This is a genomic window from Pseudomonas agronomica (assembly GCF_025917275.1).
GTDB classification, from domain to species: Bacteria; Pseudomonadota; Gammaproteobacteria; order Pseudomonadales; family Pseudomonadaceae; genus Aquipseudomonas; species Aquipseudomonas agronomica.
The window spans coordinates 1-18,601 of record NZ_JAOSHO010000021.1 but is presented as its reverse complement, the minus strand read 5'-3'; the positions used below and the strand labels follow the sequence as shown (position 1 = coordinate 18,601).

The following is an 18,601-nucleotide window of genomic DNA, read 5'->3' as shown; positions in this document are numbered from 1 at the left end:
CGACATCCGACTCGGTTAAAGGGACAAGGAACGACGTTTGGCTTGCATCATCTGGCTGCGACCGGCCAGCGCCTGGGACTGTTGTCGCTCCCGGGCAAATGCCAGGTCCCAGCGGTCGATGCGCTCGGCCAACGACGGCAGCGGCTCGTCCAGCAGGGTAGGGAGTTGCTCCAGCAGGCACGTCCACAGGTGTTGCAGGCGCAAGGCACGGCCCTGGTCGAAATATTCGCCGCGATACTTGAGGGTCGCGGCGAGGCCTTCGGTGCCGTGCACCAGGTCGAGCACCAGGTGGAAATCCCCCGGCGCCTGGGCCACGTCCAGCGCAGACAACTGCGCGCCCGCGATGGCGGTTGGAGGCACCCGTGACGGTTGATAGTTGAGCTTGACCTGGAACAGCGGCGAGTGACCGGGACGGCGCTGCGGTGCGAGGGCCGAGACCACCAGGTCAAAAGGCAGGCCTTGATGGGCGTAGGCCAGGCGCGCTTCATCGCGCACCCGCTCAAGGAAGCCGGCCAGGGTCGGTTCGCCACGCAGGTCGCAGCGCAGGGTCAACTGGTTGACGAAGAAACCGATGACGTCGTTGTGCTCGGCCAGTGGCCGGCCGCTGATGTCGGTGCCCAGCAGCAATTGCTGTTGGCCGCCCAGTTGCCTGAGAACCAATTGATAGCTGGCCAGCAAGAGCATGAACAGCGTCATGCCTTGTTCGCGGGCCAGTGCCGCCAGCCGCTCGCAGCTGGCCTGGGGCACGTTGAAGTCCTGGCTGTGTTCGCCCGGGGCCTGGCCGCTGCCGCCCAGTTCCAGGGTTTGTGGCAGGCCGGCCAGGTGTCCGCGCCAGAAGTCCTGCTCGGCGGCGATCCGTTGTTCGCTCCAGTGCCGGGCTTCCCATTGGGCGAAATCGATGTACTGCCCTGGCATCTCCACGGCTGCCGAACCGGCCAGCTCCGCCAGCAGCAGTTGGGCCGAGCGTCCGTCGAAAGCGATGTGGTGCAGGGTCAACAACAGGTCATGTTGTTGATCATTTCGGGTGAGCAATTGCGCTCGCAGCAGCGGGCCGGCTTGCAGGTCGACAGGTGTTGCATGTTCTTCGGCCAGGCGCTGGCTCAGCGCTTGTTGTTGCTGCGCTTCGTTCTGCTCGCGCAAATCGTGATGGACCAGCGCCACCGCCGTGGCCGGCAACACCTGTTGTTGCGGGCCATCGACGCCGTCGCGGTACACCGTGCGCAACACACCATGGCGCTCGACCAGCGTGTTCAAGCGCAGGGCCAGCGTCTCGATGTCCAGCGGACCTTGCAGGCGCAGGTGCAGCACCAGGTTGTGGCGGGTGTCGTCCGGGTCCAGTTGGCGCAGGAACCACAGGCGGCGCTGGGCGAATGATTGATGCCCCTGGCTGAGGTGAGCCTGCTCCGTCGCGGCCTCGGCTGTCGGCGCCGGCTGATTCAGGAAGTCTTGCAGGGCCAGCGCCCATTGCCCGAGGGTGGTTTCCCCGAACAGACCTTGGGTATCGAGGATCCAGCCCAGGTCCTTGTGCAAGCGCGCGGCGAAGTCGGCCACGCCGATGGAATCCAGGCCCTGGCCGATCAGGCTGAGGTCGAAGTCGGCGGTAAAATATGGGTTGATGGCGTGCAGCGTCTGTTCCAGCCATCGGCGGCAGGCGGCTTGGGCCTGTTGCGGCGTCTCGCTCGCCAGGTGCTTGAGCTGGACAAGGTCCAGTACCTCGCCATTTGGCGCCAGCGTTCCACCGCTCTGGGCAATGATGCTCAGCGTGCCCGCGGCCAATTGCTTGCGTGCACCTTGACGGGCGATCTTGCCGCTGGTGGTCATCGGGATGGTGCCGGCTTGCACCAGCACGATCTGGTCGATGCCGCAGTCGGCGGCTTCGCGCACGGCGTTTTGCATCGACGCGAACAGCGCCGGGTGATGTACCGGGTCGACGAACTTGCGTTGCGGCTCGGCGACGATCACCAGCTTCTCGCGGCCCAGTGCCGGGTCCATTTCCGAGAAGGCGGCGATGCGTCCGGTGCGGATGCCTGGCTCGGCATCGGTAATGGCGAACTCAATGTCGTGGGGGTAGAGGTTGCGCCCATTGAGAATCAGCAGGTCCTTGAGCCGTCCGCAGATCACCACTTGGCCTTCGTGCATGAAACCCAGGTCGCCGGAGCGCAGGTAATGCTCCGATGACCCGGCAACCCGTGCTTCAAAGGCTTCGCGCGTGGCCTCGGGATTCTTCCAATAGGCTTCGGCGTTGCTCGGGCCCTTGAGCCAGATTTCGCCGATGCGATCGGCGGCGCATTGCTCGAAGGTGCCCGGGTCGACGATGGCGATGCTGTGCAACGCCTGCGGGTAGCCACACGCGACGAACTCCACGGCGGCGGCATCGGCTGCCGCCAGCGCCACACGGCCGGTCTCCAGAACGGCCTTGTCCAGGCGCAGCACCACCGGCAGTGCGTCGGCCGGCGTGGCGCTGACGCACAGGGTCGCCTCGGCCTGGCCGTAACCGGGGCTGATGGCCAACGGGTTGAGGCCACAGGCGGCAAAACGCTGGGCGAAGGCTTCCAGAGTGCCGGGGTGGATCGGTTCGGCGCCGTTGATCGCGTGCTTCCAGGCGCTCAGGTCGAGCTGCGCGATCAGGTTGTCGCTGACCACGCGGTTGCACAGGGCGTAGGCGAAGTTGGGGGCGAAACTGGCGGTGGCGCGGTAGCGACTCAACGCCTGCAGCCAGGTCGACGGCGTATTGACGAAGGTCTGGGAGGCCATCAAATAGCACGGCATGCCGCTGTAGAGCGGGGCCAGCATACCGCCGATCAAGCCCATGTCGTGGTACAGCGGCAGCCAGTTGACCATGGCGCCGTGCTCATCGAAATCGTAGGCCTGGCGCATCAGTTCGACGTTGGCGATCAGGTTGCGCTGACGCACCTCGACGCCTTTCGGCGAGCCGGTGGAGCCCGAAGTGTATTGCAGGAAGGCCACGGTCGAACCGTCGATGGCCGGGCGTTGCCACTGGCTGGCCAGCGGCGTGCCCAGGTCCTGGACGGTCAGCACATCGACGCGACCCTCCACCAGTTCCAGCAAGCCTTCGCGATACTCCGCCGGGGCGAGAATCAACGCCGGCTCGGCATCCACTACCACGTTGCGGACGCGGTCGAGGTGGCGCGGCTTGCGTGACGGTGGTGGAAACAAAGGCACCGCGATCAGGCCGGCATACAGGCAGGCACAGAAGGCGCGGGCGTAGTCGAGGCTGCTGGGCAGCATCAACAACACGCGAGCACCCGGTGCATAACGTGTTTGCAGCGCGGCCGCCAGGGAGCGGGATTGCTCGTGCAGTTGGGCAAAGGTCAGGGTTTCGCCGATCTCTACGCCATCCGGCAGAAAATGCAGGGCGGCGCGCTGAGGGAAGTGCCGGGCATTGGTGTCCAGCACGTCGATCCAGTGTTCGAAAGAAAACATGTGCAATTCACGCCATGGCCACGATGACTTTGCGGTCACCGGTGAAAGGATTGCGACCGTGTGCCACCAGTCGGTTGTCGAGCATCAGGATGTCGCCGGGCTGCCAGGGGAAACTGACGGCCGTCTCGCGATAGACCTCGCGCACGGTGTCGAGCAGGTCGTCGGCAATCGTCGAGCCGTCGCCGAAATAGACATGGCGCGGCAGGTTCTCTTCGCCCACCGCCGCCAGCAAGCTCGCGCGTACGCTGGGCTCGATGGCCGAGACATGGAACAGGTGCGCCTGGTTGAACCAGACCCACTCACCGGTTTCGGGATGCTGTTGCACGGCGGCGCAACGCTGGCGGGTGCGCAGCTCGCCGTCGGTTTTCCATTCCCACGCGATGTCGTTGTCCTGGCAGTAGCGTTCGACCTGGGCGCGATCCTGGGTGTTGAAGACTTTTTCCCAGGGCAGGTCCAGGGCGCCGCTGTAGTTGCGTACATAAAGCAGCTCGCGGCGGGCGAACAGCTCGCGGATCCCGACAGGCATGCGCTGGTAGATCAGGCGACTGTCGGCAATCGGGGTCTCGCCGCCGGTTTCACTGGCCTTGATGCAGTGGAACCAGATGTGCGAAGGCCAGGGCCGGGTGTAGGCCTGCTCGTTGTGCAAGGGAATGAATTGATGGGCCGGGTATTCGGTGGAGCTGTAGACCCCGGCGAAGACTTTGCTGCGCGGGGTGGAACCGAATTCGTAACTGGCCAGCGGGGCGCCGAAGCTGGCGGCGAAGCGCTTGAAGTCGATGGGCGTGGCAACGGTGAAACCGCGAAACAACACGCCGCCAACCGTCGTCAGGGCATGGGCCAGGGTGTCGCGAATCGAGGCGTCCAGGTCATGGATCGACTGCCCCGGCGTTCCCTGCACCACGAGAGGTAACGACTGCGCGCCTCCATCCGTGGGAGCCACTGAAAAAGGCGTGGAACGCCCGTCCAGGTGTTCGATTGAGGTCATCCTTGTGCTTCCTCTTTTATCTTCTTCGACCAGTCACAAGACCTTGAAACAGCGCAGCGGTCGGGTGTGTAGGACTCGTCTGTAGTGTATTTAAACAAATACAAGACGACATATTAGGTACAAATGAGAGAGATTATCAATACTATTTATTTAAATTTTTTTTTGAATTAGACTCCGTCCCGCTGGCACCAAACGGCCTGTCGGGCCGCTAAAAAAACCAAAAATATCTGTCGCAGGGGAGCGGGGCGTGAATTTCAAAAAGAACACAATTGCGTTGGCTGTGGGGTCGGCGGTCGGCTTGGCCAACTGTGCTTGGGCAGCTGACGAATCCAGTGCGATGGAGCTTGCGCCGATCACCGTCTCGGGTGAAAAAATCGACCGGACCCTGGAGAAGACCCAGTCCAGCGTCGTGGTCGTCACCGACAAGAATCTGCGCGAACATGGCGACAAGGACCTGGTGGACGTTTTTGCCCGTACGCCGGGCGTGTATAGCCAGGCTGGCAACGAAAACTGGGGCATTCGTGGCGTACCGGTGTCCGGTTTCGACGACCAGGGCCCGGCGACGCTCAACGGTGCGGTGTCGGTGTACGTGGACGGTGCGGTACAGCCGAACCGTGCGCTGACCCTCAGCCCGGTCCCGCTCTGGGATGCCGAGCAGGTCGAGGTGTTCCTCGGCCCGCAATCCACCACCCAGGGCCGTAACTCCCTGGCCGGTGCGGTGGTCATTCGTACCAAGAACCCAACCTTCGAACCGAGTTTCTCGGCGCAGACCAACGTTGGCAACTACGGTGAACACGGCGCCGCCGTGGCCGGTGGCGGGGCCATCGTGGATGACAAGATCGCCGGTCGTATCGCCGTGGACTATGGCGAAGGTGACGGCTACATCCGCAACACCGCGCTCAATGACGACGCCAACCCGCGCCGCACCAGTAACACCCGTGGCAAATTGCTGATCCTGCCCAACGACGATACCGATGTCCTGCTGACCTACGCCCACAGCGAACACCGCCAGGGCGACCGTTCGACCATGCGCGTCAACGGCAAGCCAAGCTATTACGACATCTCGTCCAACACCAAGGCCTTCGACAACCTCAAGCAGGACACTCTAAGCGCGAAGGTGGACTATCGGTTGAATGATGCCTGGTCGCTGACGAGCATGACGGCCAATACCAGTACGGACTACAGCAACCGCCTGGACTTTGATCAGAATGCGGTGGACAACCAGGTCGTTCTGCGTAAACAGGATGGCAACCTGTTCAGTCAGGAGCTGCGTTTGAATTACGCGTCTGACACAGTCAAGAGTTTCGTGGGCGCCTACTATGGACGTAACACCAACGATTTCCACGACCGCTTGTTATTCGATAATGCGTTGTTCGGTACTGTCAAAGGCGAAACCACGATCGAGAACAAGGCTGTATTCGGTGAAGTCAACTGGACCTTCGCACCGCGCTGGACCTTGATCACCGGCCTGCGTTACGACCACGAGACGAATGACACCGACGTCGAGCAGGATGATTTCTCCGAACCGGCCAAAGTCAACAAGTCGTTTGATGCCGTACTGCCGAAGCTTGGCATCGACTATGAGCTGGCTACGGACCAATACCTCGGTTTCATGGTGCAGAAAGGCTACCGCGGTGGTGGTGTCAACCTGCGCTCCGGTAGCGGCCACCAGGCATACGATCCGGAATACACAACCAACTACGAACTGTCCTACCGCGGTTCGTTCTTCGACAAGACCCTGCGTACCCGGGCCAACCTGTACTACACCGACTGGAAAGACCAGCAGGTCAGTGTGCGGCAGGCGGGTAGCTCCGTCATCGACGTCTTCAACGCCGGTCGCAGTGACATCAAGGGCCTGGAAGTCTTCGTGGAGAAGGACGTCACGGAACAGCTGACCTTGAACGTCGGTGGCGCCGTTACCGATAGCAAGTACAAAGACTTTGTGACGGGCAGCGGCCAGGACATGAGCGGCGAATCGTTCCTTTCCTCTCCGAAGTACAAAGTGTCGGTGGGCGGCGTCTATCGCTTCGACGATCGCCTGATATTTGGTACGGACGTTGTCTACCAGAGCACCGCGCCTTCGGAATATGAATTCGATGCCAGCGGCAAGGTCACCGGCGAACGCCGGAGCGATAACTACGTGTTGGTGAACTTCAACACCGAATACAAAGTCACCAAGAACGTCGCGGTCTCCGCCTACGTGAAGAATGCCTTCGATAAGGAATATGTCACTAACAACCGCAGCGACGACATCATCGATGTTGGCGCCCCGCGCACGGTGGGGATGATCCTGCGCTACGACATGTAAACCCGCAGGCGCGGAGAGGCAACTCTCCGCGCCTGTCCTGCAACGTTTCGGATGTTTGTTTCCAGGCTGTTTGTTCCCTTCCAAACCCAGCCTCCATGGAGGAAATCATGAGTGCTTTTTCGAATGTCACAACGGGTGGCGCGCAACAGCTACGCCTGCTGCACACCGGTCTGTCGAGTCCTTACTGCCTCGACTCGACGCCCTTGCTGGAGCGCCAGCAACAACAGGAGTCGAACGCGCGCAGCTACCCTCGGCGTATTCCGCTGGTGCTTGAAAAAGCCCATGGGATCTATGTCCAGGACAGTCGGGGCCAGGTGTTTGTCGACTGCCTGGCGGGCGCCGGGACCCTGGCGCTGGGGCACAATCATCCGGTGATCGTAGACGCCATCACCCAGGTCATGGCGGCCGGTGTGCCAATGCATACCCTGGACCTCATGACCCCGGTGAAGGATGCATTCGTCCAGGAAATTTTCGCTTGCCTGCCCAGCGAGTTCGCTCGCCATGCACGCATCCAATTCTGCGGCCCGAGTGGGGCCGATGCGGTCGAGGCCGCGCTCAAGCTGACCCGTACCGCCACCGGGCGGCATTCGGTCCTGGCGTTCGAGGGGGCGTATCACGGCATGACCCTGGGCACGCTGGCCATCAGTGGCAACCTGTCGCCGAAAAATGCCCTCGGTGCGTTGATGCCAGGGGTGCAGCGCCTGCCATTCCCCCACGACTATCGCTGCCCGTTCGGGGTGGCCGGCGATCAAGCGGTCACGTTGAACGTGCGTTACCTGGAACACCTGCTCAACGACCCGGAAAGTGGAATTACCGCGCCTGCGGCAATGATCCTGGAGCCGATCCAGGGCGAGGGCGGGGTGATTGCCGCGCCGGACCGCTGGCTGCAGGAGCTTCGCCGGTTGACCCGGGCCCACGGCATTCCGCTGATCGTCGACGAGATCCAGTGCGGCATTGCCCGCAGTGGCCGGATGTTCGGCTTCGAGCAATCGGGGATCACGCCGGATGTCATTACCCTGTCCAAAGCCATTGGCGGCGGGTTGCCGCTGTCGGTGCTGGTCTACCACGAGTCGCTGGACGTCTGGCAGCCGGGGGCCCACGCCGGCACGTTCCGCGGCAACCAACTGGCGATGGCGGCGGGTACCGCGACCTTGCGTTTCATCCGCGATGAAGGCCTGGTCCGGCACGCCGAAACGGTGGGCGCGCACCTGCAGAAACAATTGCAGGCGCTGCAAAACGAGTTCGCCTGGATTGGCGATGTGCGGGGGCGTGGCCTGATGCTCGGCATGGAAATCGTCGACCCGCAAGGCGCACCCGATGTACAAGGCCATCCGCCGGTGGACACGGCGCGGGCCAAGGCCTTCCAGCAAGCCTGTCTCAGGCACGGCTTGATCGTCGAGCTGGGTGGACGCCACGGAGCGACGGTGCGTTTCTTGCCGCCGCTGATCATTACCGAGGAGGAAATCGATTTCGTCGCGCAGATCCTCTTCCAGGCCGCTATTGGCATCAGCCAATAACCCTGTCGTTGCCAGGGTGGCCGACGTCCGTCGGTTGCCCGTTGCGCATACGGTCGCAAGGCTGCTTGTAACCATATTCAGATATAGTCACAAGTTGTCAACGACCTTTCGGATGCGTAAGCTGCCCCCATGAACCAGCCATCGATAGCACCGCCCAGCGCCCGCGGCCCAGCCGATCACGAAATTCGTGACCAGATCATCGCGGCTGCCCACGAACATTTCAGCCAGTACGGCTTCGGCAAGACCACGGTTTCCGACCTGGCCAAGGCCATCGGCTTTTCCAAGGCGTACATCTACAAGTTCTTCGACTCAAAGCAGGCAATTGGCGAAGCCATCTGTTCCAATTGTCTGTCGACGATCGTCGACGCCGTGGACAAGGCCATCAATGAAGAGGGGATTTCGGCGACCGAGCGTTTACGTCGGCTGGTCAAGACCTTGGTGGTTACCGGGGTGAGCCTGTTCTTCAACGACCGGAAGCTCTACGACATCGCGGCCTTCTCGGCTTCGGAACGCTGGCCCAGCTCCCGCGTCTACGACGCCAGGATCAAGGGGTTCGTGTTGCAGATCATTCGCGAAGGTCGCGAGCTCGGCGAGTTTGAACGTCGCACCCCCCTGGATGAAACCGTCGAGGCCATCCACCTGACCCTGCGGCCTTTCGTCAACCCATTGCTGCTGCAGCACAGCCTGGACTTCGTCGAAGAAGGCCCAGCGCTCACCGCCAATCTCATCTTGCGCAGCCTGATGCCCTGAGCGGCATCCTGGGCCGCCATTCCTGACCTTCGAGTTCAGTCCTGGCATCGCCAGGCGAGGGCCTTCATTCGGGTGAGCTGTGACTATTGACACAAATGGTCACATGAACAACCATGGCGCAGCGGGTCTCGGCGCCTGATGACTCGGCCCGCAGTCGCCTTGATTGCGGGGGCTGACGGCCCGCCTTCGACCGGTCAAAACGACCGCTCCATCACTTCGGCTAATCAGAGTCCTGATAATGAAAAAAATATTGCTCAAGGCCCCCTTGTGTCTTGCTGTTGCGGTCGTCTCTTTCGACGGCTGGGCGAGCGGTTTTGCGCTCAATGAACAAAGCGTCAGTGGCATGGGATCGGGCTTTGCAGGACGCGCGTCGTCGGCTGAAGACGCGAGCACCATTTTTGGCAACCCGGCGGGAATGTCCCGCTTGAAAAACGAACAGGCCAGCCTCGGGGCGGCGACGCTTTTCACCAGGAGCGACATCAGCCAGACCCGCAGCACCTTTGGTGGGCAAGAAGATGGAGACATGGTGCCGGTGACCACGATACCCCTGGGCTACTACGTCAGGCCTATCGATGAACACTGGGCATTCGGCGTTGGATTCTATGTGCCGTTCGGTTTGATCACCGACTACGGCAGTGACTTCGCCGGGCGTTACTACGCCAATAAAAGCGAGGTCAAGACCCTGACGTTCCAACCCACCGTGAGCTACGCCTTTAACGACAGGGTATCGATCGGATTCGGCCCGACGATCAACCGTATCAGCGGCGAGATTACCGGCATGGTGCCCAATGCCTTCAGCCCTGGCAGCAACGATGGAAAGCTCAAGAGCGCTGGCGACGATACGGCGCTGGGTTTCAACGCCGGCATACTGGTGCAGGCCACGGACCGAACCCGCGTGGGCATGACTTACCATTCCAAGGTCAGTTATCGGCTGGACGCCAAGACCAAGGTCAGCGGCGGTGTGTTCAGCCTGCTTGGGGTCAGCGGTCGCAGTTACGATGCTTCGCTGGACGTGGATACGCCGGAGTCGGTGGATTTCTCCGTGACCCATCAGTTCGACGATGCTTGGACCGTCTACCTGGGCAGTACATGGACGCGCTGGAGCCGCTTCAAGGAACTGACCATCGAGAACGCGGGCCTGCCTGCGCAACTGAGTGGCCAGTTGGGCACCGTCACGGAAGAACAGAACTGGCATGACACAGTGGGCGCATGCGATCGGCGCGGCCTACAAGGTGAATGATCGGTGGGTGCTTCGTACGGGCCTGTCGATGGATCAGTCGCCTGCCAACAACACCAACCGAGGGCCGCGCATTCCTACCGGGGACCGGACGGTCGTCAGCTTCGGTGCCGGTTGGACACCCGTGGACAACGTCACGATCGACGTCGCCTATTCCTACCTGTGGGAGGAAAGTGTCCGGGTCAATGAAGTCTCGGCCACCCGGGGAGCCTACAGCGCCAAATACAAGAACAGTGCGAGCGGTCTGGGTACTTCGGTGAGCTATCGATTCTAGGCTCTGTACGAAATGTATCCGCACTCGCCCATACTGCGTTGAAACGGGGCTCGGAATGCTCATGTACTCCAGTACACTGCGCTTCCTCGCCCCGTTTCGCCTTGTCTGGCCTTCGCGCGAACACATTTCGTGCAGAACCTAGGCTCTCTGACCCTGGGAAGGGTGTGACGCGTACATCCTGCGCGTCACCGTCGCCCTCATCGAGTCGCCAGGGGCGCTTCGTCAGATGTCTGCCAGCCACCGCCCAGCGCCCTGAATGCGGCAACTACGGCCCGCGCGGACTCTGTTTGTGCCTGTGCCCGGGTGTCGGAGGCGCGCAACAGCGTCTCATCGGCATTGAGCACATCGATCAAGCTCGCGGTGCCTTTCTGATAGGCGACGAAGGAGGACTGGCGAGCCTCGCTCAAAGACGTTTCGCCTTGGGTGAGGGTGGTTGCCTGGGCTTCGCGATTGACCAGCGCGCTGAAGGCGTTTTCGACGTCTTCGGTGGCGCGCAACACGGACTGGCGATAAGCGGCCAGCGCTTCGGCTTCCTGGCCTTTGGCCTGGTCGATCTGGGCGTTGATGCGGCCAAAATCGAACAGCCTCCAGCGCAGCCCCAGCACACCCGCCGACTGGCTGGCGCCGCCGCTGAAAAGATGGCCGGCGGACACCGCCGTGGCGCTGCCGAGCAAGGCACTGAGGGAAAACTTCGGATAGTACTCGGCGACGGCTTCGCCAATGCGTGCATTGGACGCCGCCAAGCGGCGTTCGGCGACGATCAGGTCAGGCCGACGGCGCAGCAGGTCCGCCGGGGTCCCCGTGGCCGTTATTTGCGGCGCGAGGGGAATCTCGCGGCGCTCGGCCAGTTGCGGTCGATGAGTGCCGGGGGGCGTGCCGAGCATGACATCCAACGCATTCATGGCGGCATCCAGGCCGGTCTGCAGGACCGGTACCGTTGCCTGGACTTGCGCCAATTGTCCCTCGGTCTGGCGAACCTGATAGCTGGCGGCAAGGCCTTTGCTGTAGAGCAGTTGGACTTTTTCCAGCAGGTCTTGCTGCGTCCTGACTTGTCGGTTGGCAATGTCCAGCCGGGCCTGCAATCCGCGCGCGGTGATGTAGATGTCCGCAACCTGCGCGGCGACGGCCAGTCGTGTAGCGACGACGCCGGCCTCCGACGCCTGGTATTCGGCCATCGCCGCTTCGCGTCCGCGCCGCAGGCCACCAAAGGCGTCTATCTCCCAACTGGCGCCGAGATTGAGTTCGTAGGCATTTCCGTATCGATCATAGCCAGGCGTCGAGTCCAGCACTTGGCCGAGCGGGGTCTCGACCGACTGATAGGCGCGCGCGGCCTGACCGTTGATGTTGCCCGAGGGCAGCAAAGCGGCGTTCGCCGCACCCAATCCCGCCCGAGCCTGCATCATGCGCGCCGATGCTTGAGCCAGGTCGAGGTTCTGTTCAATAGCCTGGGTGACAAACGCGGTGAGGATTGGATCACCAAACGCTTCCCACCAGGCAATCGAGTCGGCCCGAGCGCTCGCGGACCTCTGTTCGATCGAAGGCTGACCTACGTAACGACTCGACAGCGGGGCTGCGGGACGATGGTAGTCCGGACCGACCGCGCAACCGGCCATCACGCTGGTGCTCAGAAGAAAAGCCAAGGGGCGAAGGGGTGGCATGGAGAATTCCTTGAGACGGTGCGGGTTGTGACCATATCACGATAAGGTCACAATCTGTCAATTGGCTTTATTTAGCTAGCCAGCAGAGGATTTGGGTGAATAGTGAGAAACGCAGTATTTGGTGTTGTGACGATTGACAGATATGGTCACTAGAATGAGAATGAGTGCTCCATCACTCCGTTCAAGAAAGGGATCCTATGCTCCGGCGTCGACCTGTCACCCTTGCCGCTTGCCTGCTGCCTCTCGTCCTGACGGGGTGTGGCGAGTCATCCACCGAGAAAGATCCCCGCACGGCGGCGCCCCTGGTGAGGGTGGCTGAAGTGTTGGGTTCCCCCGAGATTTCCCGGTCGTTCACCGGCGTGGTCACGGCCCGGGTCCAGAGCGACCTGGGCTTTCGCGTGTCGGGCAAGGTGCTGGAACGTCTGGTCGATACCGGCCAGACCGTCAAGCGCGGGCAACCGCTGATGCGCCTGGACCCTGTCGATCTCGGCCTGCAGGCGCGGGCCCAGGAAGAGGCTGTCGCCGCCGCCCGGGCCCGGGCCAGGCAGACCGCCGACGATGAGGCGCGTTATCGCGAGCTGGTCGCCGCCGGTGCCATCTCCGCCTCGGGCTACGACCAGATCAAGGCCGCCGCCGATACTGCCAAAGCACAGCTCAGTGCGGCCCAGGCCCAGGCCGATGTGGCCCGCAATGCTTCCGGCTACGCCGTGCTGCTCGCCGATGCCGATGGCGTGGTGATGGAGACATTGGCCGAGCCCGGGCAAGTCGTTGCCCCGGGACAAATCGTGGTTCGACTGGCGCGGGCCGGGCAGCGCGAAGCCGTTGTGCAATTGCCCGAGACGCTGCGGCCCGCCCCGGGCGCCACGGCGCAGGCAACGTTGTATGGCAACGCTTCGCAGGTGGCCGGCGCGAAATTACGCTTGCTGTCGGATTCCGCCGATCGAGTGACGCGCACCTTCGAGGCGCGTTATGTACTGGAGGGCGCGCTGGGCAATGCGCCGCTGGGTTCGACCGTCACGCTTCGGATCGTCACGGGCGCTCGACAAGGGCAGGTGCTGCAAGTGCCAATTGCCGCCGTGCATGACGCGGGCAAGGGCACCGGCGTCTGGGTCATCACGGGTGAGCCGGCGAAAGTCGCCTGGCGCCCCGTGCAAGTCCTCGGCTTGAGCGACGATGCCGCGCAAATCTCCGGCGACTTGAGAATGGGCGAACGGATCGTCGCGCTGGGCACGCATCTGTTGCACGAAGGCGAGGCGGTGAATGTGGCGCCTGCGGGCGATGTCAAGGTTGCGGGGAGTCACCCATGAGCTTCAACCTGTCCGCGCTCGCCGTTCGCGAGCGCTCCATCACCGTTTTCCTGTTGTTCCTGATCGCCGTCGCGGGTGTCCTCGCGTTCTTCCAGTTGGGGCGCGCCGAGGATCCACCGTTCACGGTCAAGCAACTGACCGTCATCACGGCCTGGCCGGGTGCGACGGCCCAGGAGATGCAGGACCAGGTCGCTGAACCGCTGGAAAAACGCCTGCAAGAATTGAAGTGGTACGACCGCACGGAAACCTACACCCGCCCCGGACTTGCCTTCACCATGGTGTCGCTGGTCGACCGCACGCCACCGTCGCAGGTCCAGGAAGAGTTCTACCAGGCGCGCAAGAAGCTGGCCGACGAGGTGATCAAGCTGCCGGCGGGCGTCATCGGGCCGATGGTCAACGATGAGTTTTCCGACGTGACCTTCGCCTTGTTCGCGTTGAAAGCCAAGGGTGAGCCGCAGCGCCTGCTGGTGCGCGATGCCGAGGCGTTGCGCCAACAGTTGCTGCACGTACCGGGCGTGAAGAAGGTCAACATCATTGGTGAGCAGGCCGAACGGATCTTCGTGTCGTTTTCCCATGATCGCCTGGCGACCCTCGGCGTTTCGCCCCAGGATATTTTTGCCGCGCTCAACAGCCAGAACATGCTCACGCCCGCCGGCTCCATCGAAACCGCCGGGCCACAGGTTTTCCTGCGCCTGGACGGTGCCTTCGACAGGCTGCAGAAGATTCGCGACACGCCGGTCACGGTCCAGGGGCGTTCGCTGAAACTGTCGGACCTGGCAACCGTCGAGCGCGGTTATGAAGACCCGGCCTCGTTCCTGGTGCGCAACGGCGGCGAAGAAGCGCTGTTGCTGGGCGTCGTCATGCGTGAGGGCTGGAACGGCCTGGACCTGGGCAAGGCGCTGGATGCCGAGACGGGCAAGATCAACGAAGGCATGCCGCTGGGCATGACCCTGAGCAAAGTCACCGACCAGTCGGTGAACATCGACTCGGCGGTCGGCGAGTTCATGGTCAAATTCTTCGTCGCGCTGCTGGTGGTGATGATCGTCTGCTTCCTCAGCATGGGCTGGCGCGTCGGTGTCGTGGTCGCGGCGGCTGTGCCGTTGACGTTGGCCGTGGTGTTCGTGGTCATGGCCGCCACCGGCAAGAATTTCGACCGCATCACCCTCGGCTCGCTGATCCTCGCGCTCGGGTTGCTGGTGGACGACGCGATCATCGCCATCGAAATGATGGTGGTGAAGATGGAGGAGGGCTACGACCGGATCAAGGCCTCCGCCTATGCCTGGAGCCACACGGCCGCGCCGATGCTCTCCGGCACGCTGGTGACCGCCATCGGCTTCATGCCCAACGGCTTCGCGCAGTCGACCGCCGGCGAGTACACCAGCAACATGTTCTGGATTGTCGGCATTGCGCTGATTGCTTCGTGGGTGGTCGCGGTGGCCTTCACACCGTACCTGGGCGTGAAACTGTTGCCCGACATCAAGCAGGTCGAAGGCGGTCACGCGGCCATCTATAACACTCGCCATTACAACCGCTTCCGCCGGGTGCTGACGCGTGTCATCGCGCGCAAATGGTGGGTGGCCGGTACGGTGATCGCGACATTCGTGGTGGCGATCCTCGGCATGAGCCTGGTCAAGAAACAGTTCTTCCCGACCTCGGACCGGCCCGAGGTGCTGGTGGAAGTGCAGATGCCGTACGGCACCTCCATCGAGCAGACGAGCGCCACCACCGCCAAGGTCGAGGCCTGGCTGCATCAGCAGGAAGAGGCGCGGATCGTCACTGCTTATATCGGCCAAGGGGCGCCGCGTTTCTACCTGGCGATGGCGCCGGAACTCCCCGATCCGTCGTTTGCAAAAATTGTCGTGCTGACGGACAGCCAGGAGGCGCGCGAAGCCCTCAAGTTCCGCCTCCGCCAAGCGGTCGCCGATGGGCTCGCGCCCGAGGCGCGGGTGCGGGTGACGCAACTGGTGTTTGGCCCGTACTCACCGTTCCCGGTGGCGTACCGGGTGATGGGGCCCGACCCTTCGAAGCTGCGCGAGATCGCCAGCCAGGTCCAGGACATCATGCAGGCGAGCCCGCTGATGAGGACCGTCAACACCGATTGGGGCCCCTTGGTGCCGACGTTGCATTTCAACCTGGACCAGGACCGCTTGCAGGCCGTGGGACTGACCTCCAATGCGGTCGCCCAGCAACTGCAGTTCCTGCTCACTGGCGTGCCGATCACCGTGGTTCGCGAGAACATCCGTTCGGTGCAGGTGGTCGGCCGCGCCGCGGGGGACATCCGCCTCGATCCGGCCAAGATCGAAGGCTTCACCCTGGTCGGCGCGACGGGCCAGCGTGTTCCGCTGTCCCAGGTCGGCGAAGTGGACGTGCGCATGGAGGACCCGATCCTGCGTCGTCGTGATCGCACGCCGACCATGACCGTGCGCGGCGACATTGCCGAAGGCCTGCAACCACCGGACGTCTCCAGCGCGATCATCAAGCAATTGCAACCGGTCATCGACAGGTTGCCCGCCGGTTACCGGATCGAGCAGGCGGGTGCCATCGAGGAGTCGGGCAAGGCCGGCAAGGCCATCGTGCCGCTGGTGCCGATCATGGTCGCGATGACGTTGCTGATCATTATCCTGCAGGTCCGTTCGATCTCGGCGATGATCATGGTGTTCATGACCGCGCCGCTGGGGCTGATCGGCGTGGTGCCGACGTTGCTGATCTTCAACCAGCCCTTCGGTATCAACGCGCTGGTCGGCCTGATCGCTTTGTCGGGCATCCTGATGCGCAATACGCTGATCCTGATCGGGCAAATCCATCACAACGCCAGCGAAGGTCTCGATCCGTTCCACGCGGTGATCGAAGCCACGGTGCAGCGGGCGCGGCCGGTGTTGCTCACGGCGCTGGCGGCGATCCTGGCGTTCATTCCCCTGACGCATTCGGTGTTCTGGGGCACGCTGGCCTACACCCTGATCGGCGGCACGTTCGTCGGCACCATCATGACGCTGGTGTTCCTGCCAGCGATGTATTCCATCTGGTTCAAGATCCGTCCTGAGACGAAGAGGGCTTCATGAAAAATCGCGAAGGTCAAAAACGCATCGTCGTCACCGGCGTTGGCATGGTCGGACCGCTGGGCTGCGTTGTCGAAGAAGTCTGGAAGCGGTTGCTGGCCGGGCACTCCGGCATTCGCAACCTGTCCGCCGACGTCACCGAAGGCACCGGTGTTGCGGTGGGCGGGCAGGTGCCGACCTTGGAAGAAGATGGCATCGCCGGTTACGACCCGGAGCGCCTCATCGCGCCCAAGGATCGCAAGAAGATGGACCGCTTCATCGAGTTCGCCCTGGTGGCGGCTCACGAAGCGCTGGAGCAGGCGGGCTGGCACCCGGTCGAAGCCGCCGACCAGGAGCGGACCGCCACGATCATCTCATCGGGCGTCGGTGGTTTCGCCACGATTGCCGATGCGGTGCGCACCACCGATGCGCGCGGTCCGCGGCGGTTGTCGCCGTTCACCGCGCCGGCTTTCCTGGCCAACATGGCGGCCGGGCAGGTCTCCATCCGGCATGGTTTCAAAGGGCCGCTCGGTGCGCCCGTTACCGCTTGCGCTGCCGGCGTACAAGCCATTGGCGATGCCGCCCGGCTGATCAGGAGTGGCGAGGCGGACATTGCCATCTGCGGCGGCACCGAGGCGGCGATCGACCGCGTGACCCTGGGTTGTTTCGCGGCGGCGCGGGCGCTGTCCACGGGATTTGCCGAGCGTCCGCAAGAGGCCTCGCGGCCGTTCGACCGGGACCGAGACGGTTTCGTCATGGCCGAAGGTGCCGGGTTGCTGGTGATCGAGTCGCTGGAACACGCACTGGCCCGTGGCGCCAAGCCCCTGGCCGAGCTGGTCGGTTACGGTACCAGCGCCGATGCCTATCACCTCACCGCAGGTCCGGAAGATGGCAACGGTGCCCGCCGCGCCATGGAGCAGGCGCTGCGCCAGGCCGGTGTCAGCCCCGCCGAGGTGCAGCATATCAACGCCCATGCGACATCCACCCAGGTCGGCGACGCCGGTGAGCTGGCGGCGATTCGTGCGATTTTTGGTACGGACGGCGGCGCGGGCGGCGGCGTGGCGATCACGTCCACCAAGTCCGCCACCGGCCACTTGTTGGGTGCGGCGGGCGGCATCGAAGCGATCTTCACGGTCCTGGCGCTTCGTGACCAGGTCGTGCCACCGACGCTGAACCTGAACCATCCTGATGAGGCGGCCAGCGGGCTCGATCTGGTTGGCCTGAAGGCGCGGAAGATGCCGATCACCCATGCGTTGTCCAATGGGTTCGGTTTTGGTGGCGTCAACGCCAGCGTGTTGTTCCGTCGTTGGGAAGACTGACGCCGCGTCAGCGGCGCAGGGAGAACAGCATCAGCGCGACCAGGCAGGTCAATGCCTGGATCGCGCCGACGGTCATGATGGGAGAAATGCTCAAGACCGAGGCCAGCCAAGTGGTCAAGGCTGCGGCGCCCATGGAGAGAAAACCCAGCAGCGCCGAGGCCATCCCGGCCTCGTTGCCGAAAGGTCCCATGGTGATCGCCGTACCCAACGGATTCGCCAGCCCCATTCCCCAAAGAAACGTCACCATCGAAACGGCATACCAGCCGAGGCCTGGAAGGACAGGCCCGACGATGAGCAGCCCCCCGCCGACCATGGCGCAGATAATCCCCAGCAAGGCAATGTTTCGCGGGCCGTAGCGGTGAGCCAGGCGCGGTGCGGCCATGCCCGCGGCGAAAACGACGAACACCGTCGAGGCGAAATACAGGCCGGCCTGCACTGACGTCAGGCCGATGCCTTTCATGAGGATGGCCGGGGCGGCGGCGAAAGAGGCGAACAGGCCGCTGAGCAACAGGCTCATCGACAGGGCAGGGAAGATGAAACGCTTGTCCACCATCAGCCTTGCATAGGCGCGCACGACACTGCCAGCGGAGTGCGGCGCCCGGCGGTCGGCGGGATGGGTTTCGCCAAGGTCGCGGACATAGAAAAACGCCAGCACCACGGCGGCCAATCCCACCAGGACGAAGACCGCCCGCCATCCGAGGGTCACGGACAGCACGCTGCCAGCCAGCGGCGAGAAACCTGGCGCAGCGGCGGTGGCAACCATCGTC

General features: G+C 63.1%; 10 protein-coding genes and 1 pseudogene. 7 read left to right on the top strand and 4 right to left on the bottom strand.

Features of this window, described 5'->3' with window-relative positions:
* Positions 1–15: 15 nt before the first annotated feature.
* Positions 16–3,444, bottom strand: a complete 3,429-nt coding sequence (locus tag OC610_RS03705; RefSeq protein ID WP_264426573.1) for a condensation domain-containing protein — start codon at positions 3,442–3,444, stop codon at positions 16–18.
* Positions 3,445–3,451: 7 nt separating this feature from the next.
* Positions 3,452–4,429 (bottom strand): TauD/TfdA family dioxygenase, encoded by a 978-nt coding sequence (locus OC610_RS03700; RefSeq protein ID WP_264426572.1) that lies wholly within the window; start codon positions 4,427–4,429, stop codon positions 3,452–3,454.
* Positions 4,430–4,676: 247 nt separating this feature from the next.
* Between OC610_RS03700 and OC610_RS03695 the strand changes: the two genes are divergently transcribed.
* From OC610_RS03695 to OC610_RS03680, 4 genes and pseudogenes are all read left to right on the top strand, one after another.
* On the top strand, positions 4,677–6,737 hold the full coding sequence (locus tag OC610_RS03695; RefSeq protein WP_264426571.1) for a TonB-dependent receptor: 2,061 nt from the start codon (positions 4,677–4,679) through the stop codon (positions 6,735–6,737).
* 107 nt (positions 6,738–6,844) lie between these two features.
* Positions 6,845–8,254, top strand: a complete 1,410-nt coding sequence (locus OC610_RS03690) for a diaminobutyrate--2-oxoglutarate transaminase (protein WP_264426570.1) — start codon at positions 6,845–6,847, stop codon at positions 8,252–8,254.
* Between the two features lie 129 nt (positions 8,255–8,383).
* Complete coding sequence (locus tag OC610_RS03685; protein WP_264426569.1) at positions 8,384–9,004, top strand: TetR/AcrR family transcriptional regulator; 621 nt, start codon at positions 8,384–8,386, stop codon at positions 9,002–9,004.
* Between the two features lie 238 nt (positions 9,005–9,242).
* Positions 9,243–10,515: pseudogene (locus tag OC610_RS03680) on the top strand (OmpP1/FadL family transporter).
* Between the two features lie 197 nt (positions 10,516–10,712).
* On the opposite strand, the gene OC610_RS03675 reads toward OC610_RS03680, so the two are convergent.
* On the bottom strand, positions 10,713–12,173 hold the full coding sequence (locus OC610_RS03675; RefSeq protein WP_264426568.1) for an efflux transporter outer membrane subunit: 1,461 nt from the start codon (positions 12,171–12,173) through the stop codon (positions 10,713–10,715).
* A 197-nt stretch (positions 12,174–12,370) separates the two neighbouring features.
* On the opposite strand from OC610_RS03675, the gene OC610_RS03670 reads away from it, so the two are divergent.
* The 3 genes from OC610_RS03670 to fabF are packed head-to-tail and all read left to right on the top strand — an operon-like array spanning position 12,371 to position 17,834.
* Positions 12,371–13,480: an efflux RND transporter periplasmic adaptor subunit gene (locus OC610_RS03670; protein WP_264426567.1), complete on the top strand. Its 1,110-nt coding sequence runs from the start codon at positions 12,371–12,373 to the stop codon at positions 13,478–13,480.
* Entirely contained in the window at positions 13,477–16,539 is a 3,063-nt protein-coding gene (locus OC610_RS03665; RefSeq protein WP_264426566.1) for an efflux RND transporter permease subunit, read from the top strand. The genes OC610_RS03670 and OC610_RS03665 overlap by 4 nt, the downstream gene beginning before the upstream one ends.
* Entirely contained in the window at positions 16,536–17,834 is a 1,299-nt protein-coding gene (gene fabF, locus OC610_RS03660) for a beta-ketoacyl-ACP synthase II (RefSeq protein ID WP_264426565.1), read from the top strand. The genes OC610_RS03665 and fabF overlap by 4 nt, the downstream gene beginning before the upstream one ends.
* Before the next feature lie 7 nt (positions 17,835–17,841).
* On the opposite strand, the gene OC610_RS03655 is transcribed toward fabF, so the two are convergent.
* The coding region (locus OC610_RS03655; RefSeq protein ID WP_264426564.1) for an MFS transporter at positions 17,842–18,601 on the bottom strand (760 nt) is incomplete at its 5' end.